This is a genomic window from Nitratireductor thuwali (assembly GCF_036621415.1).
Taxonomy (GTDB): Bacteria; Pseudomonadota; Alphaproteobacteria; order Rhizobiales; family Rhizobiaceae; genus Chelativorans; species Chelativorans thuwali.
Window position 1 is genome coordinate 2,448,234 of the sequence record NZ_CP030941.1, and the last position, 22,638, is coordinate 2,470,871.

Sequence of the window (22,638 nt, forward strand, 5' to 3'; positions counted from 1 at the left end):
GGCCGGCGGCCTTGCAGCCAGCGCCGAAGCAGAGGATGCATGACATGGATTTGAGCGATCTGATCGAGGTCGAGGCCATAGTGCCCGCCTTGAAGGCCAATTCCAAGAAACAGGTTCTGCAACTCCTGTCGGAAAAGGCCGCCGCCGTAACCGGGCTGTCCGAGCGCGAAATCTTCGATACGATTCTCCAGCGCGAGCGGCTCGGCTCCACCGGGGTGGGCAATGGCATCGCCATCCCTCACGGCAAGCTGCCGGGCATCAAGGAGATAAAGGGCGTTTTCGCGCGCCTGGAACATCCGGTCGAGTTCGACGCGCTCGACGACCTGCCCGTGGATCTGGTCTTCCTGCTTCTGGCTCCCGAGGGGGCCGGTGCCGACCATTTGAAGGCCCTGTCCCGCATTGCCCGTGTCCTGCGCGACAGCGACACGACCGACAAGATCCGCGGCACCAAGGACGCAACCGCCATCCACACCTTTCTGTCCCAGGCCCCCGCCTCGAACGCCGCCTGAAATTACGATCTGGCAGGGCGCCTGCGAAGCATTCCCCTGATCTCGTTGCGGTCCACCGCCCCGGTCAGGACCGCCAGCGCCAGATAGGAAAGCGCCGCGAGCGCGACGATCAGAAGCACGGCCAGCCCGCGCAGCAACGTGCCGCCCTCGGCCAGCGTGCCGCCAAGCGCCGACATCAGCGCCCAGACCACGAGCGCCATGACGGCGCTCGACAGCACGATCATCGCGACCCGCCGCAGGGTGAGCGCCGAGGGGCGGAAATAGCTGCGCCGCCACAGCGTGCCGGCCAGCAGCGCCACGTTGACCCAGGCCGAGACCGACGTGCCGATGGCGATGGCGACATGGCCGAGATAAGGAAACAGCGCCAGACTGACGGCGATGTTCGTCACCACCGACGCCAGCGAATACCACATCGGCGTCTTCATATCCTCGCGCGCGAAGAAGCCCGGCTGGAACACCTTGGCCAGCACATAGGCGGGCAGGCCGCTGGCGAAGGCGGCCAGCGCCGACGCGGTCATGGCCGTGTCCAGCGCGGTGAACTCGCCCCGTTCGTAGAGCAGGGCGATGAGGGGCGCGGGCATGACCATCAGGCCGACAGCCGCCGGCACCGTCAGGCCGAGCGCGAATTCCAGCGAACGGTTCTGCAGATGCTGCGCCTCGGCAAGATCGCCGGCCTTGAGCGACCGGGAAAGCTCCGGCAGGAGCACGACCCCCACGGCGATGCCGATCACGCCGAGCGGCAGCTGGTTGATGCGGTCGGCGAAATTGAGCAGCGAGATCGCCTTGTCCTGCTGCGACGCAATGATCGTGCCGACCAGGAGATTGATCTGCATGATGCCGCCGGTCAGCAGCGCCGGCCCCATCAGCACCAGAAGCCGCCTGACAGCCGGCGTCATCCGCGGCGTCCGCAGCCGCATCGAGAATCCGTGCCGCCGCACGGCGACCACCAGGATGCCGAGCTGGGTGAAGCCCGAAACGAAGACCCCCCAGGCCAGCCAATGGCCGGTCGCGCGCGCGTCGAAGCCGCCCGCCAGGGCGGCGATGAGCACGGCGATGAGAATGACGTTGAGCAGCACGGGAACGAGCGCGGCCAGAAAGAACCGCCGCATCGAATTCATCACCCCCGACAGCATGGCGACCAGCGACATGCAGAAGAGATACGGAAACATGATCCGCGTCATCGCCACCGTGAGGTCGAACTTTTCGGGCGTGTCGGTAAAGCCGGGAGCGACGATGGTCGCGACCAGGAAAGGCATGGCGATCATCGCCAGCGCCGACAGCGCGACCAGCACCGTCACGAGCACCGCCAGCACGTCCTCGCCGAACTTGCGGGCCGCCTCCATCCCGCCGCCCTCCATCTCCTTGGCAAAGAGCGGGATGAACGCCGTGTTGAACGCGCCCTCGGCAAAGAGCCGCCGGAAGAGATTGGGAAAACGGAAGGCCGCGTAGAAGGCGTCGGTCACCGGCCCCGCGCCAAGCGCCGCCGCGATCAGCGCCTCGCGCGCGAAACCCAGCACCCGGCTCGCCATGGTCGCGCTGCCCACGCTGGCGAATTTCCCGATAAGGCTCATGAGAGGAAGAAGCCGGATTTGCGGCGGCGCCTCTGCACCACCCCCCTCTGCCCTGCCGGGCATCTCCCCTCAAGGGGGGAGATTGGACGGCCTCGAAGATTTTGCCAATCTTCAACGCTGCCGGGGATGCAAGTCGTTTGTGAAGGCCGATCTCCCCCCTTGAGGGGGAGATGCCCGGCAGGGCAGAGGGAGGTGTGCGGGAGCAAGCATGCGCGATGACCATCATTCCGCCATTGCCTTTGTCTTGCTCCTGGCCCCGTTGCCGGACGGACCCTTTTCCAGCGTCGCCAGCAGCTTGCGGCTGATCGCCTCCAGCCGGTCGGGATTGTCGATCTTCTGCCCCGTCAGGTCCGTCACGTAGAATGTGTCGATGACCTTCTCGCCGAAGGTCGTGATGTGGGCCGAGGCGATGTCGAGCGACAGGTTCGACAGCGTGCCGGTGATCTCCGACAGCAGGCCCGGCCGGTCCAGGCATTCGATCTCGATGACGGAGAAGCGGTTCGACAGCGTGTTGCGCACCTCCGCCCGCGGCTCCACGCTGAAGGCCTTCGCCGCCCGCCGGGACTTAGCCCTTTGTTCGATCACCTCGGGCAGATAGGTCCTGCCCGCCAAAACGTCCTCGATCAGCTTGCCCACTCGCTCGGCACGCCGGCGCTCGTCGGCATCGAAATCGAAGGCGCGGTTGATAAGGATCGTGTCGAGCGCCCGCCCGTCCGTCGTGGTGAAGATCTGCGCATCGACGATGTTGGCCTGCGCTGCCGAGCAGGCGCCGGCGATCACCGAGAGCAGGCGCGGATGATCGGGCGCCAGCACGGTGATCTCGGTCACCGCCTCGAACGTATGCGGCTTGACCATGGTCGCCAGCGCCTTGCCCTCGCGGTCGGCGGCGCGGATAAAGGCGGCATGGCGAAGCTGGTCCTTGTGGTCGACCGCCAAAAGGTAGTTTTCGTAGTGCAGCCTTACATAGCGCCGGGCCTCACTCTCCTCCCAGCCGGCATTGGCAAGGCCTTCGGCAAGCTCGGTGCGGGCGCGCTCGGCCCGGGTGGCGCGGGAAGCCTCGGAGAAGCCGCCGGTCAACAGCAGTTCCGTCTCGTAGTAGAGCGTGCGCAGGAGCTGGCCCTTCCAGCCGTTCCACACGCCCGGGCCGACGCCGCGAATGTCGCAGACGGTCAATACGAGAAGCAGCTTGAGCCGGTCGACGGACTGCACGATGTCGGCGAAATCCTGGATTGTCTTGCGGTCGTTGAGATCGCGGGTCTGGGCGGTCATCGACATCGTCAGATGCTGTTCGACCAGCCAGGCGATAAGCTCCGTCTCCGCCTTGTCGAACCCCATATGCGGGCACAGCCTGCGGGCGATCTTGGCGCCGGCGACCGAATGGTCCTCCGGCCTGCCCTTGGCGATGTCGTGGAAGAGGACGGCGGTGTAGAGGACCGGGCGGAACGCCTTGAGGCCCTTCATCAGCTCATGGGTGAGCGGATGCGCCTTGTCGCCTTCGCCGCGGTCGATCTCGGCCAAAACGCCGATGCAGCGGATCAGGTGCTCGTCCACCGTATAATGGTGGTACATGGAGAACTGCATCATCGCCACGATCTTGTTGAACTCGGGGATGAGCTTGCCCAGCACCCCCGCCTCGTTCATCCGGCGCATGTTGAGCTCCGGGTCGCGGCTCGAGGTCAGCAAATCCATGAAAAGCTGGTTGGCTTCCCTGTCGCGGCGCAGATTGCGGTCGATGAGCCTCAGGGAGCGGGTGAGCAGCTTGAGCGCTTCGGGATGGTATTCCAGACCATGCCGGTCGGCGAACCAGAACATCCGCAGCATGTTGACCGGATCCCGCTCGAACACGCCGGGATCGGCGATGTTGATGCGGTGATTGTCGATGATGAAGTCGCTGGTGCCGGCCAGCTTCCGCTTGCGCCGCGAGAAGGTCAGGAAGATGCGGTTGAAGCCGGGCACATGCTTGGCCTGCTCCTCCTCGAGGGCGGCGCAGAAGATGCGGGTGAGGTCGCCGACCGACTTTGCCGTCAGGAAGTAGTGCTTCATGAACCGCTCGACGTCCGACAGTCCCGGATGGCTGGTATAGCCGAGCCGCTCGGCAATATCGCGCTGGACGTCGAAATGCAGCCGTTCTTCCGGCTTGCCCGTCAGAAAATGCAGGTGGCAGCGCACCGCCCACAGGAAGTCCTCGGCCTTGCGGAACTGCAGATATTCGCGGCGGGTGAAGACGCCCTTCTCCACCAGTTCCTCGGCCTCGCGCACGCGGTAGTAATATTTGCCGATCCAGAACAGCGTGTGCAGGTCGCGCAGTCCCCCCTTGCCGTCCTTGATGTTGGGCTCCACGAGATAGCGGCTTTCGCCGGCCTTGGCGTGGCGCGTATCGCGCTCGGCAAGCTTGGCGTGGATGTAGTCGGCGCCTGTGTCTTTCACCACCTCCTCGTCGAAACGCGCGATGAGTTCGTCGTAGAGGGCGACTTCGCCGCAAATGAAGCGGGCTTCCAGCACGGCTGTGCTGATGGTGAAGTCGGTGCGCGCCAGTCGCACGCATTCGTCCAGGTTGCGGGTCGCATGGCCGACCTTCAATCCCATGTCCCAGAACATGTAGAGCATGTATTCGGCCACCTGCTCGCCCCAGGGCGTCTGCTTGTAGGGCAGCAGGAAAAGCAGGTCGATGTCCGAGCCCGGCGCGAGCGTCCCGCGCCCATAGCCGCCGACGGCGATCACCGCCATGCGCTCTGCGGTCGAGGGATTCTCGGACTTGTAGATATGGGTGCCCGCGAAGGCGTAGAGCGCCCGGACGATCTCGTCCATCAGATGGGAAAGGCGGATGGCGCAGGCCGTGCCGCCGCCGTCCTCCGAAAGCATGGCCTCGGCGGCCGCCCGCCCTTCGGCCAGCGTCGATTTCAGGAGCTTCATGACCTTGGTACGGGCGGCGGCGGAGGTGGCCTCGCCCTCATTGCCGATCGCCGCAAGCTTCTCGCGCAGCTTTGCGCCGTCGATGATCTGGTCGAGCTTAAGGGGAATTCTTGCCATAAACGCCTCTTGCCGGTGGCGCAGCGCGCCACGTTCCGGCGTCTATAGCGCTTTTGCGGCAGCGGTGAAATGGCGACGCGCGGCCACGCTTTCGATAAATTACCGGCCTCGTGCCTTCAGCTTCTCTGCCGTCCCGCTTCCTCCTTCAGCCGGTAAAGCGCCTCCAGCGCTTCGCGCGGCGTCATCTCGTCGGGGTTGAGGCCGGCCAGCGTTTGCGAAAGACGGTCCGGCTTTTTCGGCTTCTCCGGCTCCTGCCGCACGGCAGCCGTGAACAGCGGCAGGTCGTCGACAAGGCGCGCCGCCTTGCCCGTGGTTTCGCCTTCCTCCAATTCGTGCAGCACGGCGCGCGCGCGCTCGACGACCGCCGGCGGCAAGCCCGCCAGCCGCGCGACCTGGACGCCGTAGGAGCGGTCGGCCGCGCCCTTGCCGATCTCATGCAGGAAAATGACGTCGCCCTCGAATTCCTTCACCCGCATCGTCACATTGGCAAGCCGGCCGAGCTTTTCCGAAAGCGCCGTCATTTCGTGGAAATGGGTGGCAAAGAGCGCCCGGCAGCGATTGTGTTCATGCAGATATTCCACCGCCGCCCAGGCGATCGACAACCCGTCGAACGTGGCCGTGCCCCGGCCGATCTCGTCGAGGATCACCAGCGACCGCTCGCCCGCCTGGTTTAGGATGGCCGCCGTCTCCACCATCTCCACCATGAAGGTGGAACGGCCCCGCGCCAGATCGTCGGAGGCGCCGACGCGCGAGAACAGGCGGTCCACCACGCCGAGCCGGACCTGCCGCGCCGGGACGAAGGATCCCATCTGAGCCAGGACCGAAATCAGCGCATTCTGGCGCAAAAAGGTCGATTTTCCGCCCATATTGGGGCCGGTTAACAGCCAGATTGCCCCGAATTTTGCACTTTCAGCTGGTGAAAGATCGCAGTCATTGGCCACGAAGGGCTCGGCCAGCTGCTTGCGCAGCGCCTGCTCCACCACCGGATGCCGGCCGCCCTCGATGTGGAAATCCAGGCTGTCGTCGACCTGCGGACGGCAGTAATCCTCGGTCTCCGCCAGCACGGCCAGCGCCGCCGAAACGTCGAGCACGGCCAGCGCCGCGGCTCCCGCCCGCAAGGCGTCCGAAGCTGCCACCACTTCGGCCACCAGCCGTTCGAACACGCCAAGCTCGATGCCCAGCGCGCGGTCGGCGGCATTGGCGATCTTTGTCTCCAGCTCCGCCAGTTCCGTGGTGGTGAAACGCATCGCGCTGGCCATCGTCTGCCGGTGGATGAAGCGCGCCTTGGCCTCGTCGGAGCCGTTCAACGCCTGGGCGTTGTTGGCCGTGACCTCGATATAATAGCCCAGCACATTGTTGTGCCGGATCTTGAGCGAGCGGATGCCCGTCTCCTCGATCAGGTCGCTTTCCATACCCGCTATGATGCGGCGCGACTGGTCGCGCAGCGCCCGCATTTCGTCCAGCTCGCCGTCATAGCCGGCGCGCACGAAGCCGCCGTCGCGCTTGAGAAGGGGCAGCTCATCCGCCAGCGCGCGGTCGAGATGGGCGGCGAGCTCGCCAGGCAGCGCCTCGATCTTTTCGACGGCCGCCCGCAATTCCGCCGGCAGGTCCCTGGCACCAAGCAGCCCCGCCGCCTCCCGCGCCGCCGTCAGGCCCGCCGACAGCGCGCCCAGATCGCGCGGACCGCCGCGGTTGAGCGCGATGCGCGACAAGGCCCGGGCGAAATCGGGCACGCCCTTCAGGGTCTCCCGCAACTGATCGCGCAGGCTGGGCTCGGCCAGGAAGAAGGAGACCGAATCGAGCCGCTCGGCGATGACGGACGGGTCCGTCAGCGGCGCCGTCAGCCGCTCGGCCAGAAGCCGCCCGCCCGCTCCCGTCACCGTGCGGTCGATGGCCTTCAAAAGGCTGCCCTCGCGGTTTCCCGAAAGCGTGCGCGTCAGCTCCAGATTGGCGCGGGTGGCAGGATCGATGAACAGGCTGCGGCTCTCGTCGTCGCGCTCGGGCCGGCCGAGCGGCGGGCGCTCGGAAACCTGCGTCTTTTCCACATAGGCGACCGCCCCGGCGATGGCCGAAAGCTCGGCCCGCGAGAACTGCCCGAACCCGTCGAGCGTCGCCACGCCGTAAAAGCGCGTCAGCCGCATTTCCGCGCTGGCGCTGTCGAAGGTGCTGGTCGGCTGCGGCCCGGCGATGCGCCCGAGCGCGTCGAGAACCGGCCGCAGCGCGGGGTCGTGATAGACCGTTTCGGCCATCACCAATTCGCGCGGGTCGATGCGAAGAATGTCGGCCAGAAGCCGATCGGCGCTGGTGGCGGCGACGCGAAAGATGCCGGTCGAAATGTCGATCCAGGCGAGCGCCAGCGACGGTTCGTCTCCGCCCTTCACGCGGCCGAGCGCCATCAGATAGTTCGCCTGGGCGGGGTCGAGCAGCTTTTCTTCGGTGATGGTGCCGGGCGTCACCAGCCGCACGACATCGCGCCGCACCACCGATTTCGAGCCGCGCTTCTTCGCTTCCGCCGGATCCTCCATCTGCTCGCATACGGCGACCCGGTGCCCGAGCCCGATAAGCCTTTGCAGATAGTCGTCCGCCGCATGCACCGGCACGCCGCACATGGGTATGTCGTCGCCCTGGTGCTTGCCGCGCTTGGTCAGCGTGATGCCCAGCGCCCGGCTGGCAATCTCGGCGTCCTCGAAAAACAGCTCGTAGAAATCGCCCATGCGATAGAACAGCAGCGAATCGGCGTTGACCGCCTTTATCTCCAGATATTGCTGCATCATGGGCGTCGCGCCGGCATTGGCGGGCGGCGGTGCGGCCGGCTCGGCCGGGCGCGCGGCGATCAGCGTCTCGTCGTTCAAAACACGCCCCTTGCGGAATCTCCAACCATGTCCCTTCTTGGCCATTTACGGAGCCGGAGTGTAGCCTTATGCACTCGACTTCGGCAAAACTCCACAAGAAGGCGTTCCGGGAGGATCAGACGCACATGCCCGATAAGGAAAAAAACGAACGGCAAGGCCCCTCGGTCAGCCCGCAGGAAGCGCTCGATTTCCACTCCATGGGGCGGCCCGGAAAGCTGGAGATCACACCGACCAAGCCGATGGCCACGCAGCGCGACCTGTCGCTCGCCTATTCGCCCGGCGTCGCGGTGCCTGTCCAGGCCATCGCGGAAGACCCGAGCCGCGCCTTTGACTACACGACGCGCGGCAATCTCGTGGCGGTGATTTCCAACGGCACAGCGATTCTCGGCCTCGGCAATCTGGGAGCATTGGCCTCCAAGCCGGTGATGGAGGGCAAGGCGGTGCTGTTCAAGCGCTTCGCCGATGTCGATTCCATCGATCTGGAGGTCGACACGGAAGACGCCGACGCTTTCGTGAATTGCGTGAAGCTGCTCGGCCCGTCCTTCGGCGGCATCAATCTCGAAGACATCAAGGCACCCGAATGCTTCATCATCGAGCAGCAGCTTCGCGAGTTGATGGACATTCCCGTCTTTCATGACGACCAGCACGGCACGGCGATCATCGCCATCGCCGGCCTCATAAATGCGCTGCACCTGACCGGCCGCGACATGCAGTCGACCCGGCTCGTGTGCAACGGCGCGGGCGCCGCCGGCATCGCCTGCATCGAGCTCGTCAAGTCGCTGGGATTTAGGCCTGAGAACGTGATCCTTTGCGACACCAAGGGCGTCGTCCACAAGGGCCGGACCGAGGGCATGAACCAGTGGAAGTCGGCCCACGCCGTGGAGACGGACAGGCGCACGCTCGCTGATGCGCTGGACGGGGCCGACGTCTTCTTCGGCCTGTCGGCCAAGGGCGCGCTGACGCCTGCCATGGTCAAATCGATGGCCAAGAACCCCATCATCTTCGCCATGGCCAATCCCGACCCGGAAATCACGCCGGAGGAGGTGGCGGAAATCCGCACCGACGCCATCATGGCGACCGGCCGTTCGGACTATCCGAACCAGGTCAACAACGTGCTCGGCTTCCCCTATATCTTCCGGGGCGCGCTCGACGTGCGGGCTACCACCATCAATGACGCGATGAAGGTGGCCGCCGCCCAGGCCTTGGCCGATCTGGCGCGCCAGGACGTGCCGGACGACGTGGCCGCCGCCTATCAGGGCAACCGCCCGAAATACGGGCCGAACTACATTATCCCGGTCCCGTTCGACCCCCGGCTGATCTCGGCGATCCCGGTGGCCGTCGCGCAGGCGGCGATGGATTCGGGCGTGGCGCGCAAGCCGATCCTCGACCTCGACAAATACACCAACGAGCTTTCCGCCCGCCGCGATCCCATCGCCTCCACGCTGCAGCGCATCTACGATCGCGTGCGCCGCCAGCCCAAGCGCGTCGTCTTCGCCGAGGGCGAGGAGGAGCAGGTCATGCGCGCGGCCGTCTCCTACGCCAACCAGAAGCTGGGTACGGCAATCCTCCTCGGCCGGGAAGAACAGATCAAGGATACGGCCAGGAACGCCGGCGTCGACCTTTCAAAACCGGGCATCGAGATCATCAACGCCAGGCTCTCCCGCCGCAACGGGATCTATGCCGACTATCTCTACGAGCGCCTGCAGCGCAAGGGCTATCTCTTCCGCGACTGTCAGCGCCTGATCAACAACGACCGCAACCACTTCGCCGCCACCATGGTGGCGCTCGGCGATGCCGATGCGATGGTGACGGGCGTGACCCGCAACTACTCCACCGCGCTCGACGATGTGCGGCGCGTGATCGACGCAAGGCCTGGGCACCGGGTGATCGGCGCCTCCGTCGTGCTGGCGCGCGGACGCACCGTCATCGTCGCGGACACCGCCGTCCACGACATGCCCGACGCTCACCAGATCGCCGACATCGCCGAGGAGGCGGCCAACTTCGCCCGCCGCATGGGCTATGAGCCGCGCATCGCCATGCTCGCCTACTCCACTTTCGGGCACCCGCCCGGCGAGCGTTCCGAGCGCGTACAGGAGGCGGTGAAGATACTCGACAAGCGCCGCGTCGATTTCGAATATGATGGTGAGATGGCCGCCGACGTCGCGCTCAACCCGCGTCTGATGCAGCAATATCCCTTCTGCCGCCTGTCGGGACCGGCCAATGTGCTGGTCATGCCGGCCTTCCACTCAGCCTCGATCTCCACCAAGATGCTGCAGGAGCTCGGCGGCTCGACCGTCATCGGGCCGCTGCTCGTGGGTCTCAACAAACCGGTGCAGATCGTCTCCCTGAACGCCAAGGACTCCGACATCGTCAACATGGCCGCCATCGCCGCCTACAGCGCGGGAGCCTGATCGCCTGGAAGGCCGTGACATGATGGCGCCAGACCGAACCGAACCCGCCTGATCCCTCCAAAGCCAGCATTCCCACGGAGCTTTCCATGACCGATCTCGTGCTAGCCATTCTCCATCATCTCCTTGTCTTCACGCTCGCCGGCATTCTGGCCGGCGAGTTCGCGCTGATGCGCAAGGGGCTCGGCGGAAGGGAGCTCAAGACCCTCGCCCATATCGACCGCATGTATGGTGTGCTGGCGCTGGCCGTTATCGCCGTCGGGCTCGGCCGGGTGTTCTATGGGCTGAAGGGTTGGGAATATTACGCCGGCAACCATGCCTTCTGGGGTAAGATGCTGGCGTTCCTCATCGTCGCGCTGCTGTCGATCAGGCCGACCATACGCATCCTGGCATGGAGCCGCGCCGGCAAGGACGGCGCCTATGTCGTGCCCGACGCGGAGATCGGCGCCGCCCGCCGATTCCTCGTCTTTCAGATCGTCGCCTTTGCCTTCATCCTCATATTCGCGGCGATGATGGCCCGCTGGACCGGATAGGGAGCCTATCCTGCCAGTTCCACCAGCGGCGCTGGCACATCCGTCGTCTTTTCCGGCGCCTTGCATATGTCGGCAATGACGCAGGCCGGGCAGTCGGGCTTGCGGGCCTTGCAGACATAGCGGCCGTGCAGGATCAGCCAGTGATGGGCGTGGTGCAGATATTCCTCCGGGATAACCGAGACCAGCGCCTTCTCGACCTCCTCGGGCGTTTTCCCGGGCGCAAGGCTCAGCCGGTTGGCGATGCGGAAAATATGGGTGTCGACCGCCATGGTCGGCTGGCCGAAGGCCATGTTGAGGACGACATTCGCCGTCTTGCGGCCGACGCCCGGCAGCTTCACCAGCGCATTGCGGTCGCCCGGCACCTCGCCGTCATGCTCGTCGATCAGCGCCTGCGAGAGCGCGATGACATTCTTGGCCTTGTTGCGCCACAGCCCGATGGTGCGGATATGATCGCCCACCTTCTCCTCGCCCAGCGCGACCATCTTTTCCGGCGTATCGGCGATCTCGAAGAGGCCGCGCGTCGCCTTGTTCACGCCGACGTCGGTCGCCTGCGCGGAAAGCACGACGGCAACGAGCAGCGTGAAGGGGTTGACATGTTCGAGCTCGCCGCGCGGTTCCGGGCGCTGAATGCTGAACCGCCGGAAGATCTCCGAAATCTCGTCGCGACTATAGGCTGAAATGCGCCTGTGCGGACGGCGTGCGGCTTTTTGGGACTTGGGCTTTTCCATACGGCCTCTATAATTCCTTCCATGGATGACACAAGCCAGGCCGACCAGCCCATCTTCAAGGCGCTTCTCGTTCCCCACCGTTCGCTGGGCGGGAAAGGCTTTGCCATTCTCATGGGCGTGCTGCTGGTGCTGTGGCTTTCGGTGGCCGCATTTTTCTGGAGCCTTGGCGCCTGGCCCGTGGTCGGCTTCTTCGGCCTTGATCTTTTGGCTGTCTATATCGCCTTTCGCCTCAACTACCGCCAGGCACGCCAGCGCGAGGAGGTGTCGCTGTCGCGCACCAGCCTGCATATCCGCAAGGTTCCGCCGTCGGGCCCGGCGCAGGAATTCGACTTCAATCCGTTCTGGTCGCGGTTCAAGGTCGAACGTCACGCCGAGATCGGCGTCACCCGCATGACGGTCGAGGCCCGGCAGAAGCAGGTGGGGCTGGGCTCCTTCCTCAACCCGGACGATAGGGCAAGCTTCGCAGAGGCCTTCGGCGCGGCCCTGGCCACCGCCAAGGGGCGGTGAGCGCGCCCAGGGGCGCGGATGCGCCCGCCGGCGCTCGCGGAGCGGAAGAAGCGCAAGAATCGGGTGGAGAACCCATCTCGCGCCCGCCATATTGGCGTTCAAGGAGACAGAACCATGAACGCAGAACTCGCCATTCTTGAACGCGACATCACGCCCGAGGGCACCGACTACGAGATCGTGCGCCGGGTGGTGGAGAAGATCAGCCTCGACTACCGCGACCAGCCTTCGCTGGAGGAGCTCGCGGCGGATGTGGGCGAGACGCCGACAAGCCTGCAGAAGCTGTTTACGCGCTGGGCCGGGCTGTCGCCCAAAGCCTTCCTGCAGGCGGTGACGCTGGACCATGCCCGGCGCCTGCTCGACGAGGGAATGCCCCTGCTGGAGGCCTCGCTCGAGCTCGGCATGTCCGGGCCGGGACGCCTGCACGACCTTTTCGTCACCCATGAGGCCATTTCCCCCGGCGAATACAAGGCGCGGGGCGAGGGTCTCGTCATCCGCTACGGATACCACGTCTCGCCCTTCGGCATCGCCCTGGTGATGGTGACGGACCGCGGCCTGGCGGGGCTGGCATTTGCCGATGCGGGCGGCGAGAAGGCAGCTTTCGAGGATATGAGCCGGCGCTGGCCGGGCGCGACCTATGTGGAGGATCTGGCGGCCACCATGCCCTATGCCGGCCGGGTCTTCGAGCCGGCGCGCTGGCGCGCGGAAGAGCCGCTCCGCATCGTCCTCATCGGCACCGATTTCCAGGTTCGCGTGTGGGAGGCGCTCATGAAGATCCCCATGGGGCGTGCCCGCGCCTATTCCGATATCGCGGCAGAGATCGGCAAGCCCAAGGCCTCGCGCGCCGTGGGCGCCGCGGTGGGCGCCAACCCGCTTTCCTTCGTCGTTCCCTGCCATCGCGCCGTCGGCAAGTCCGGTGCGCTGACCGGCTATCACTGGGGGCTCACCCGCAAGCGCGCGATTCTCGGCTGGGAGGCGTGCCAGCTTCAGGCGGGGTGAGCCGCCGGGTCGGCCGCCCGCCCGCCAAGCCCATTGACGCCCGCCGTGGACAAGGTAGCTTCCGGCATCCCAAACCGCCGGAGGAAGCGCCTTGATCACCATTGTGGGTTCCATCAATCTCGATCTGATCGCCCGCGTCGAACGGCTTCCCGCACCCGGCGAGACGGTCCCGGGCGATCGCTTCTCCACCGCCGCCGGCGGCAAGGGCGCCAACCAGGCGCTGGCCGCGCGGCGCGCCGGCGCGCCCGTGCGTATGGTGGGCGCCGTCGGCACCGACACTTTCGCGGGCCAGGCGGTGGCGCTGCTGGACGAGGCCGGCGTCGATCTGTCGGCGGTAAGAAGATGGGACGGCGCGACCGGCATCGCCGTCATCCTGGTGGGCGGCGACGGCGAGAACGTGATCGCCGTCATACCGGGCGCCAACGGCTCTGTGGACGCGGCCGCCGTGCGCGAGGCGCGCATGGAAGCCGGCGAATATGTTCTCCTGCAAAACGAGATACCGTTGACGGCGGTCGAGGCGGCCATCGACGCCGCGCGTGGGGCAGGCGCCGTTTCCCTGCTCAACACCGCTCCTTTCAGGGCCGATGCCGCGCATCTGTTGGCCAAGGCGGACTATGTCATCGCCAACGAGACCGAATTCGACCTCTACGCCGAGGCTCTGAAACTGGCCGGACGAGACCGCGAGGCCCGCATGAACGCGTTCGTGAAAATGAGCGGCCGCACGCTCGTTGTCACGCTGGGCGCCGACGGTGTCATGGCGGCCACGCCCGACGCGTTCTTCCGCGTGCCCGCCCTCCAGATCACGCCGGTCGACACAGTGGGCGCGGGCGACACGTTCTGCGGCTATCTGGGTGCGGCGCTGGCCGAGGGAATGGCACTTGAACCTGCTCTCGCGCGCGCCTCGGCGGCCGGCGCGCTCGCCTGCCTGAAACCGGGCGCGCAGCCCTCGATCCCCCACCGGGACGAGGTGGAAAGCGCCTTGGCCGCGTGATCGCGGGACCGGTCGTCTCGGTGTTGTAGTCTTTGGAGGGAGAAAGCCCATGCCGCTCGAAACATACTTCGCCTATGTCGTCGTGTGCCTGGTCGCCACGGTGGTGCCCGGCCCCACCAACATGCTCATCGTGGCCAACGGCATGCGCCACGGCATGCGCGCGGGCCTTCAGAACGTCGCCGGAACGCTGGTCAGCCTCACGATCATGATCGCCATCGCCGGCATCGGGCTCACCTCGCTCATCGCCCTTGCCGGCGAGTGGTTCACCTGGGTCAAGATCGCGGGCGCGGCCTATCTTTGCTGGATAGGCTGGAAGATGATCCGGTCCAGCAGCGAGGCCGCAAACCCGGCTTCGTCCGCAAAGCCGTCGCGTGGCTTCTTCCTGCAGGGAATGCTGGTCTCTCTGGGCAATCCGAAGCAGCTTCTTTTCTTCGGCGCGCTGATGCCGCAGTTCCTCGACCCTTCGGCCAATCATGCGGTCCAGATCCTGATACTGGGCGCCACCGCGCTGGCGTTCTCGGCCGCTTCCGACGGCACATATGCGATCGTGTCGGGCAGCGTCGGACGGAAGCTGACCCCGGCGCGCATGCGCCAGATCGCGCGTATCGGCGGCGGCTTCCTGGTCGGCGGCGGCCTCTGGCTCGCCTTTTCCCGGGCGCGTTGAAAGGCCCGGGCATGATCCCGCAGATCGGACACCGGTTTTCGGAAAGATCATGCTCCCGCAAGCGAATAGGCCGCGATGTCGATCTAAGAAGGCGTGATCTAAAGCCGCCCCAGCCGCTCCGTCAGCAAGGCGAAGAAGCCTTCGTGATCGATGTCGCGCATCACCAGCGCGTTCTTCCGGCGCTGGGTCACGCCCCACCAGTCGACCACGGTCATGCCCATGGTCAGCTCCGACATGGTCTCGACCTCGACATTGCACTGCCGGCCCTTGAAAAGCTCCGGCTGCAACAGCCAGGCGATGACGCAGGGATCGTGCAGGGGGCCGCCGTCGGAGCCGTATTTCTCCTCGTCGAAGCGCTCGTAGAACTCCAGCATTTGGGCGACCGCCGCACCCACGCGGGTTCCAAGGCCGCGAAAGGCCGCGACCCGTCTGGCCGTCGTCATGGCCTTGTGCGTCACGTCGAGCGGCATCATGACGATCGGCGCGCCCGAGCGGAACACGACATCGGCCGCGTGCGGGTCGACATAGATGTTGAACTCGGCCGCCGGGGTGATGTTGCCTCCCTCGAAGAAACCGCCGCCCATCAGCACGATCTCCTTGACCCTTGGGGCGATCCTCGGCTCGCGTATCAGGGCGAGCGCCAGGTTGGTGAGCGGGCCGAGCGGGCACAGCGTGACCTCGCCCTCGCCATGGCTCATCAGCGTCTCGACGATGAAGTCGACCGCATGCTGCTCCCTCAGCCTCATCGTGGGCTCGGGCAGGTCCGGCCCGTCGAGGCCGGTCTTCCCGTGCACATGCTCTGCGGTCACCAGGTCACGGACCAGTGGACGGCTGGCGCCGGCGAAAACGGCCGTTTCCCGCTTGCCGGCAAGCTCGCATATCTTGAGCGCGTTCTTCTCCGTGAGCGGCAGCGGCACATTGCCGGCCACGGCCGTGATGCCCAGCACGTCCAGCTCCGGACTGGCCAGCGCCAGCAGGATCGCCAGCGCGTCGTCCTGCCCGGGATCCGTGTCGATAATGATCTTCCGCGCCGGCGCCATGACATTCTCCAGTCTTCTTGAACTCCGCTATCGGGCGAACCATATCAGGCCGGTAAGTGAAAACGCCATAAGGGTTTTCGCTTGTCCACGTCGCTCATTGAGGACAGGAAATATGACGCGTATGACCCCCTTCTCGAACCCGTTGCTGCTGGGGTTCGACAGCATGGAAAAAACGCTCGAACGCGTTGCGAAGTCGGGCGACAGCTATCCGCCCTACAATATCGAACGTATTCGCGGCGACGACAGCGGCAGCGAACGCCTTCGGATCACGCTGGCCGTGGCCGGTTTCGCCGAGCAGGACCTTGAAGTGACCACCGAGGAAAACCAGCTGATCGTGCGCGGCCGGCAGGACGATGGTGGCGAACGGGAATATCTGCACCGCGGCATCGCCTCGCGGCAGTTCCAGCGTGTTTTCCTGCTTGCCGACGGCATGCAGGTGATCGGCGCGACGTTGAAGAACGGATTGCTCGCAATCGACCTGGACCGGCCGGAGCCCGAGCGCCTTGTCAGAAAGATAAACATTTCTGTGAAGGATTGACGCGTCGAAGTCCCTTACCACCGGAACCCGATAGCTCTTTGGCGGGTTGGTCTAGCAGACAGCTCGCCGGATAGGAGGCTGAAATGACTGAGAACGAACAAAAGATCACCGTTACGCAACAGCAATTGGCCCATTTGGGCGAGGGCGCTGTGGCTTATATGCGCGAGATGGACGCCGCCGACCTTCGCGGCAAGTTCCCCGGCATGCCCGAAATGCCGGAGCTGGCTCCCGGCACCAAGCTGTGGGCGCTTTTCGCCGCCAACGGCCAGCCCATCCTCCTCGCCGACGCCCGCGATGCGGCGCTGGCCGGCGCTTTCCAGAACGACCTCCAGCCGGTGAGCCTGCACTAAGGCATTCCCGGTAAACATATCGGTTTCCCGTCCCGCCGTTGGCGGGACGGGACGCCGGCCGTGCCGGTCGCGGCCTTGATGTCGCCTGTCCGGCAGGTGGCGGCCAGGCCTGAGCACTTCGTGCCGCCGAAGCCCACCCATCCATGGACGGCCGGCGGAGAGGCGGCTGCGCGGGGCTTGATCCCGCACGGACCCTCGTCCATAAGCCTCCACGCGCGGCGCGCGCCTTAAGGTTTTTCAGGAACGGTCCATGAGCGAATTCAGCCAACTCGTCTTTTCCGGCATGCAGCCGACGGGCAACCTCCATCTCGGCAATTATCTGGGCGCGCTCCAGAAATTCGTCGCCCTGCAGGACAATTATGACTGCATTTACTGCGTGGTGGATATGCATTCGATCACCGCGCAGCTCGTCCATGACGACCTGGCCGACCAGACGCGTGCCATCGCCGCCGCCTATCTGGCCTGCGGCCTCGATCCGAAGAAGAACATCATCTTCAACCAGAGCCGCGTTCCGCAGCATGCCGAGCTTGCCTGGATCTTCAACTGCGTCGCCCGCATCGGCTGGATGAACCGCATGACGCAGTTCAAGGACAAGGCCGGCAAGGACCGCGAGAACGCCTCGCTGGGCCTGCTCGCCTATCCCAGCCTCATGGCCTCCGACATTCTGGTCTATCGCGCGACCCATGTGCCGGTCGGCGACGACCAGAAGCAGCATCTGGAGCTTGCCCGCGACATCGCGCAGAAATTCAACAACGACTTCTCCGAACGCATCGCCGACCTTGGCTATGGCGTGGAGATGGAAATGGGCGAGGAGCATGTTTCGGGCTTCTTCCCGCTTACCGAGCCGCTGATCGAAGGTCCCGCGCCGCGTGTCATGAGCTTGCGCGACGGCTCGAAGAAAATGTCGAAATCCGACCCGTCCGACCTTTCGCGCATCAACCTTTCCGACGATGCCGACGCCATCGCCAGGAAGATCAGGAAGGCGAAGACCGATCCCGACCCGTTGCCGGGCGACCTCGACGGGCTTGCCGGCCGGCCGGAGGCGGAAAATCTGGTGGGCATCTACGCGGCCCTTGCCGGCAGCACGCGCCAGGAAGTCATCGACGCGTTTGCCGGCCAGCAGTTCTCGGTGTTCAAGCCGGCGCTGGCCGATCTGGCCGTCGAGAAGCTGGCGCCCATCAGTGCCGAGATGCGCCGCATCACGGCCGATCCGGGCTTTGTCGACGGCGTGCTGCGGGACGGCGGCGAACGCGCCGGCGCCCGAGCCGAGGCCACGATGAAGAAGGTGCGCGAGATCATCGGTTTTCTCACCGCCTGACGGCGGGCTTGCGGCGCGCGCGCGCCGATGGCAGATTGCGCGCCGAGGCGGCGCCATCCGCTGCCGAACGAGATGGGCGGGCCTGGCTCGCCGGCTGAACAGGACATGTGAATGGTCTCCAGACGCCTGAGCAGGGAAGCCGGCCATCGCCGCAAATTCCTTGCGATCGTGGATGACACGCCGGAGTGCGAACGCTCCGTCGCCTATGCGGCGCGCCGGGCGCAGTCCACCGGCGGCGCGGTGGTACTTCTTTTCGTGATTGAGCCGGCCGATTTCCAGCACTGGCTGGGCGTCGAGGAGATCATGCGCGAGGAGGCCTTGGAAACGGCCAACGCCACGCTGGACGGCCATGCCGCCAAGATCCGCGAAAGTGTGGGCATCGAGCCCGAACTTGTCGTTCGCGAGGGACATCCGAGCGAAGAGATTCACAAGCTCATCGAGGAGGACCAGGACATCGCCATCCTGGTGCTGGCGGCCGGCAACGCGAAGGAAGGGCCCGGCCCGCTAGTCTCCTCCATCGCCGGCAAGGGCGCCGCTTTCCCCATTCCGGTGACCGTCGTGCCGCACAGCCTGACGGACGAGGAAATCGAGAGCCTGGCATAGTTGCCGCGCCAGGCCCATATGCTGCTTGAACTGGCCGGCCATCCGGCCTATTTTAGAATTATTCCAAAGAACTGCGATGCGGAGCGCCGCCCATGTTTATCCAGACCGAAGCTACTCCCAATCCCGCCACGCTCAAGTTTCTGCCTGGCCGGGTGGTGATGGAGGCGGGCACAGCCGACTTCCGCGATGCCGAGCAGGCCCGTGCCTCCTCGCCGCTTGCCGGCCGTCTGTTCGAGGTTCCCGGCGTCACCGGCGTCTTCTTCGGCTATGATTTCGTCACCGTCACCAAGGAGGACGGCGACTGGCAGCACCTGAAACCGGCGATCCTCGGCACGATCATGGAGCATTTCATGTCCGGCCAGCCGGTCATGTCCGGCACCGAGACGAGTTCCTCGAAAGCCGATGGCGAGGAATTCTACGACACGGCCGATGAGGAGATCGTCTCCACCATCAAGGAGCTTCTGGAAACGCGCGTGCGGCCCGCGGTCGCTCAGGACGGCGGCGACATCACCTTCCGCGGCTACGAAAAGGGCGTTGTGTTCCTGCACATGAAAGGCGCCTGCGCCGGCTGCCCATCCTCTACCGCCACCCTCAAGCACGGCATCCAGAACCTGCTGCATCATTTCGTGCCGGAAGTGCGCGAGGTCGAGCAGGTCGCCTGAATGCATCGTGCTTCCCGAATATCGATTCCGACTTTTCGGGCCGATGCTGTAGGCTTGTTGATGGCCGCGTCCCATTCGACCCGGCCGCCCAGTCTTGATTGCAGATAAAAAGAAACCGGACCTTCACAGGTCCGGTTTTTTCTTGGCGGGCCTGTGAGAAGGCTCGCCTGTGTTACCGAGACGGTTCTTACCGCTTCACGATTACTTTTGCACCAACTTCCGCCCGGTTGTAAAGGTCAATTATATCCTGGTTGATCAGGCGTATGCAGCCGGACGACATGGCCTTGCCGATGGAGTTCCACTCCGGCGTGCCGTGCAGCCGGTAGCCGGTGTCCCCGCCCTTGTTGAAAAGATAGAGCGCCCGCGCGCCGAGCGGGTTGGAAGTGCCGGGCGGCATGCCTCCGGCCCATTTGGCCAGCTCCGGCTGGCGCCCGATCATTGCTCTGGGCGGCGTCCATGTCGGCCATTCACGCTTCATGGCGATGCGTGCGGTGCCGGCCCACTCGAAGCCCTCGCGGCCGACCCCGATGCCGTAGCGCATGGCCTTGCCGTCTTCCATCACGAAATAAAGGAACTTCTCGCGCGTATCGACGATGATCGTCCCCGGCTTCTCCTTGGTCTCGAAGGAGACGATCTGGCGGTGATACTGGCGCGGCACCTTGGAAATGGGGATGGAGGGGAGCTGGTAGCCCGCATCCTTGACCGATCCGTAGTCCGACGAGAAAATATGCGCGGGACCCATGCTGGTGCAGCCCGCCAGCGCGGCGGAAAGCCCCAGGGCTGCTGCAATGAGAATTGGCTTCAAGTTCATGAGAATTTCCTGTCCCCCGGCCGCTCGAGTTGCTGAAGCGACTCTGAATCGGCCACAGTTTCGCCAATATCCTTAAAGTGAGGGTTAACGCTTTGCCAAGCCGTCATTGCTTTTGCTGAAGGGACGATAAGTTCTTGGCCGCAACCTATGGCATATTGGCAACACCGCCGCCGTTTCGAAGCGATCGCGGTTCACGCATAAACGCAGGGGATGCCGCGCCGGCGGCCCGGGGCGGCGGGTTCGCCAACTTGTCAGCAGTGAGCGCCTTGGCGCTTCCCTGATCCGTCCGATGCTGGCAAGATCGCCCCATGCCGATCGTGTCGCCCATCCTCGCCAATCCGCTGGCCGACGGCCGCCAGTCCGAGCGGGCTCTCGTCATCCGCCGCGGCGTCCAGCGCCTTCTCCTGGAGATGGGTGCGGTCGTGATGCCCGAATTGACGCTTGCCACCGGCCGCCGCGCCGACCTGGTGGCGCTCACCCGCAAGGGCGATATCTGGATCATCGAGATCAAATCGTCGGTCGAGGATTTCCGGGTCGACCGTAAATGGCCGGAATACCGGCTTCACTCGGACCGCCTCTTCTTTGCCTCGCATCCGGACGTGCCGCAGGAAATCTTTCCGGCCGAGTGCGGGTTCATCCTGTCGGACGGCTATGGCGCCGAAATCCTGCGCGAAGCGCCGGAGCACCGGCTGGCGGCGGCCACCCGAAAGGCGACGATGCTGCGTTTCGCCCGGGCCTGCGCCGCCCGGCTGACGGCGGCGGAGCTTGCCGGCGTCTCCATTCCCGCTCTCGACGACGAGGCGTGAGGGACACTTCGTTCCGCATCGAAGCATTCAGCAGACCCCGGCGTCCATTATCGGCCGCTCGTGCGCCAGAACGGTTTTGCGCATTCGCGTTTGACGTCGCATCGCGTCAGGCCGATATCGGCCAGCAGGCGGTCGTCGAGTTCCGCCAGGTGCAGGCGCTGCCGCCGCCGGTCAGCCATGCCGGCCACTGTGCGGGCGAAGGTGCGGGTAAGGCGTATGGCGGTGAGCCAGAGCCGTGCAGGCAGCGTGGAAAGCCGGTTGCGGGCCGTGTGTTGCATCGCCGTTCTCCTTTCGATGCAACAACATAGGCGTGGTGAAACGGGAATAGTTCGCCTAGGATCAAACAATGAAAGCAGGAACCGATCTCGCGCAGGTAGGCAGTCTCGTCGGCGATCCGGCGCGCGCCAATATGCTGGCCGCGCTGATGGGCGGGGCGGCGCTCACGGCGAGCGAACTCGCCATGGAGGCAGGCGTCGGCCTGCCCACCGCCAGCGCGCACCTGTCGAAGCTGGCGGAAGGCGGCCTCGTCGACGTTTCCCGCCAGGGCCGCCACCGCTACTACCGGCTGGCGGACGATCGCGTTGCGTCGATGCTCGAAAGCATCATGGGCGTGGCGGCGGTTTTCGGGCCGAAGCGTGTGCTGCCCGGGCCGCGCGACGGCGCGATGCGGGAGGCTCGGATTTGCTATGACCACCTGGCGGGCGAATATGGTGTCGCGATGTTCGACGGTTTCGTGCGCCGCGGATATCTGGCGGCGGCGGATGGGAGCATCGGGCTGACCGCCGCTGGCGAGCGCTATTTCACGGGATTCGGGATTGAGCTGCCGGCGCTCCGGAAAGGCCGCCGCCCGCTCTGCCGCGCCTGTCTCGACTGGAGCGTGCGGCGCACCCATCTGGCGGGCGCGCTGGGCGCTGCTATGCTGGACCGGATGATCGCGCTCCATTGGGTGCGGCGCGAGGCCGGCAGCCGCGTGCTGCGGTTCACGCCGCCTGGCCGTCGGGCATTCGATGAGATGGTAAGGGAGGAATGAAGCCCGCCCGCGGCCGGGGCCGCGGGCGGGCGTCTGCGGCAAGGGCCTGTTATTCGGCTGCTGCGATGTTGATGCGGTTCTCGGCGAGCTGGGTCAGCTTCTCGTCGGTCGCCTTTTCCTGGGCCAGATTGCGCTTGAGGACCTCGGCGCAGTCGTTCCGGCCCAGTTCCTGCGCCCACGTGATCAGTGTCCCGTAGCGGGTGATCTCGTAGTGCTCCACCGCCTGCGCGGCGGCGATGAGCGCGGCGTCCAGCACCTGCTTGTCCTCGACCTCGCCTGCCACTTCCTCGGCCTCCTGGATAATGCCGTCGATGGCGGGGCAGTTGACGCCCTTGGCCTCGGTCCCGTGCATGCGGAAGACCTCTTCCACATTGGCGATATGGCCTTCGGTTTCCTTCCGGTGCTTCTCGAAACCGTTCTTCAACTCGGCGGACGTCGCCTTGTCGATCATCTTCGGCAGCGCCTTGAGGATCTGCTTTTCGGCATAGTAGATGTCACGCAGCGTGTGGACGAACAGATCGTCCATGGTTTTGATGTCTTTGGAAAAGAGTCCCATGACTTGACCTCGTTGCTAGGCATTGGGTGGCGGGAAGGGCTCTTCCCGCCTGTTTTCGCCTAACGGGCCGAGGGGTCTACGGTTCCCTGCAAATATCCCTCCGCCGGCGATTTTTCTGCGCTCGGCGCTGTGCTG

The 22,638-nt window shown here is 65.3% G+C and carries 22 protein-coding genes; 14 read left to right on the top strand and 8 right to left on the bottom strand.

All coding sequences use genetic code 11. From position 1 onward, the window contains the following. Positions 1-44 precede the first annotated feature (44 nt). Positions 45-509 carry a PTS IIA-like nitrogen regulatory protein PtsN gene (ptsN, locus tag NTH_RS11950; RefSeq protein WP_338530220.1) on the top strand — a complete coding sequence of 155 codons (465 nt, stop codon included), beginning with the start codon at positions 45-47 and terminating at the stop codon, positions 507-509. A gap of 2 nt (positions 510-511) precedes the next feature. Here the strand turns inward: ptsN and murJ are convergent, their stop codons facing one another. From murJ to mutS, 3 genes are all read right to left on the bottom strand, one after another. Continuing rightward, on the bottom strand, positions 512-2,080 hold the full coding sequence (gene murJ / locus NTH_RS11955) for a murein biosynthesis integral membrane protein MurJ (protein ID WP_338530221.1): 1,569 nt from the start codon (positions 2,078-2,080) through the stop codon (positions 512-514). A 222-nt stretch (positions 2,081-2,302) separates the two neighbouring features. Continuing rightward, entirely contained in the window at positions 2,303-5,110 is a 2,808-nt protein-coding gene (locus tag NTH_RS11960) for a [protein-PII] uridylyltransferase (RefSeq protein WP_338530222.1), read from the bottom strand. 116 nt (positions 5,111-5,226) lie between these two features. After that, positions 5,227-7,884: a DNA mismatch repair protein MutS gene (mutS, locus tag NTH_RS11965; protein ID WP_338531889.1), complete on the bottom strand. Its 2,658-nt coding sequence runs from the start codon at positions 7,882-7,884 to the stop codon at positions 5,227-5,229. A 203-nt stretch (positions 7,885-8,087) separates the two neighbouring features. Between mutS and NTH_RS11970 the strand changes: the two genes are divergently transcribed. After that, positions 8,088-10,373 (top strand): NADP-dependent malic enzyme, encoded by a 2,286-nt coding sequence (locus NTH_RS11970; protein WP_338530223.1) that lies wholly within the window; start codon positions 8,088-8,090, stop codon positions 10,371-10,373. Between the two features lie 86 nt (positions 10,374-10,459). Then, positions 10,460-10,903, top strand: coding sequence for a DUF2214 family protein (locus NTH_RS11975; protein WP_338530224.1), 444 nt, complete (start codon positions 10,460-10,462; stop codon positions 10,901-10,903). A 5-nt stretch (positions 10,904-10,908) separates the two neighbouring features. On the opposite strand, the gene nth is transcribed toward NTH_RS11975, so the two are convergent. Beyond that, complete coding sequence (gene nth, locus NTH_RS11980) at positions 10,909-11,631, bottom strand: endonuclease III (RefSeq protein WP_338530225.1); 723 nt, start codon at positions 11,629-11,631, stop codon at positions 10,909-10,911. A gap of 21 nt (positions 11,632-11,652) precedes the next feature. Between nth and NTH_RS11985 the strand changes: the two genes are divergently transcribed. From NTH_RS11985 to NTH_RS12000, 4 genes are all read left to right on the top strand, one after another. Next, positions 11,653-12,138 (top strand): DUF2244 domain-containing protein, encoded by a 486-nt coding sequence (locus NTH_RS11985; protein WP_338530226.1) that lies wholly within the window; start codon positions 11,653-11,655, stop codon positions 12,136-12,138. A gap of 114 nt (positions 12,139-12,252) precedes the next feature. After that, positions 12,253-13,134, top strand: a complete 882-nt coding sequence (locus tag NTH_RS11990; RefSeq protein WP_338530227.1) for a bifunctional helix-turn-helix domain-containing protein/methylated-DNA--[protein]-cysteine S-methyltransferase — start codon at positions 12,253-12,255, stop codon at positions 13,132-13,134. Between the two features lie 91 nt (positions 13,135-13,225). Continuing rightward, entirely contained in the window at positions 13,226-14,125 is a 900-nt protein-coding gene (locus NTH_RS11995; protein ID WP_338530228.1) for a ribokinase, read from the top strand. Between the two features lie 49 nt (positions 14,126-14,174). Next, positions 14,175-14,789: a LysE family translocator gene (locus NTH_RS12000; protein ID WP_338530229.1), complete on the top strand. Its 615-nt coding sequence runs from the start codon at positions 14,175-14,177 to the stop codon at positions 14,787-14,789. A gap of 98 nt (positions 14,790-14,887) precedes the next feature. Here NTH_RS12000 and NTH_RS12005 read toward each other — a convergent pair whose 3' ends face one another. Further along, entirely contained in the window at positions 14,888-15,829 is a 942-nt protein-coding gene (locus NTH_RS12005) for a nucleoside hydrolase (RefSeq protein ID WP_338530230.1), read from the bottom strand. Between the two features lie 112 nt (positions 15,830-15,941). Between NTH_RS12005 and NTH_RS12010 the strand changes: the two genes are divergently transcribed. The 5 genes from NTH_RS12010 to NTH_RS12030 all read left to right on the top strand — a co-directional run bounded on the left by NTH_RS12010 (position 15,942) and on the right by NTH_RS12030 (position 19,300). Continuing rightward, positions 15,942-16,367: an Hsp20 family protein gene (locus NTH_RS12010; protein ID WP_338531890.1), complete on the top strand. Its 426-nt coding sequence runs from the start codon at positions 15,942-15,944 to the stop codon at positions 16,365-16,367. An 83-nt stretch (positions 16,368-16,450) separates the two neighbouring features. Further along, on the top strand, positions 16,451-16,717 hold the full coding sequence (locus NTH_RS12015; RefSeq protein WP_338530231.1) for a DUF1150 family protein: 267 nt from the start codon (positions 16,451-16,453) through the stop codon (positions 16,715-16,717). Positions 16,718-16,967: 250 nt separating this feature from the next. Then, a complete protein-coding gene (gene trpS / locus NTH_RS12020) occupies positions 16,968-18,035 on the top strand; it encodes a tryptophan--tRNA ligase (RefSeq protein ID WP_338530232.1) in 1,068 nt (355 codons plus the stop codon). 111 nt (positions 18,036-18,146) lie between these two features. After that, a complete protein-coding gene (locus NTH_RS12025; RefSeq protein ID WP_338530233.1) occupies positions 18,147-18,638 on the top strand; it encodes a universal stress protein in 492 nt (163 codons plus the stop codon). A 92-nt stretch (positions 18,639-18,730) separates the two neighbouring features. Beyond that, entirely contained in the window at positions 18,731-19,300 is a 570-nt protein-coding gene (locus tag NTH_RS12030; RefSeq protein ID WP_338530234.1) for a NifU family protein, read from the top strand. A gap of 187 nt (positions 19,301-19,487) precedes the next feature. On the opposite strand, the gene NTH_RS12035 is transcribed toward NTH_RS12030, so the two are convergent. Further along, positions 19,488-20,111 (bottom strand): L,D-transpeptidase, encoded by a 624-nt coding sequence (locus tag NTH_RS12035; RefSeq protein ID WP_338530235.1) that lies wholly within the window; start codon positions 20,109-20,111, stop codon positions 19,488-19,490. A 308-nt stretch (positions 20,112-20,419) separates the two neighbouring features. Between NTH_RS12035 and NTH_RS12040 the strand changes: the two genes are divergently transcribed. Continuing rightward, positions 20,420-20,917 carry an MmcB family DNA repair protein gene (locus NTH_RS12040; protein ID WP_338530236.1) on the top strand — a complete coding sequence of 166 codons (498 nt, stop codon included), beginning with the start codon at positions 20,420-20,422 and terminating at the stop codon, positions 20,915-20,917. 47 nt (positions 20,918-20,964) lie between these two features. Here the strand turns inward: NTH_RS12040 and NTH_RS12045 are convergent, their stop codons facing one another. Further along, positions 20,965-21,195: a DUF1127 domain-containing protein gene (locus NTH_RS12045; RefSeq protein WP_338530237.1), complete on the bottom strand. Its 231-nt coding sequence runs from the start codon at positions 21,193-21,195 to the stop codon at positions 20,965-20,967. Between the two features lie 68 nt (positions 21,196-21,263). Between NTH_RS12045 and NTH_RS12050 the strand changes: the two genes are divergently transcribed. Further along, complete coding sequence (locus NTH_RS12050; protein WP_338530238.1) at positions 21,264-21,947, top strand: ArsR/SmtB family transcription factor; 684 nt, start codon at positions 21,264-21,266, stop codon at positions 21,945-21,947. 49 nt (positions 21,948-21,996) lie between these two features. On the opposite strand, the gene NTH_RS12055 is transcribed toward NTH_RS12050, so the two are convergent. Beyond that, positions 21,997-22,503, bottom strand: a complete 507-nt coding sequence (locus tag NTH_RS12055) for a ferritin-like domain-containing protein (protein WP_338530239.1) — start codon at positions 22,501-22,503, stop codon at positions 21,997-21,999. Positions 22,504-22,638 lie beyond the last annotated feature (135 nt).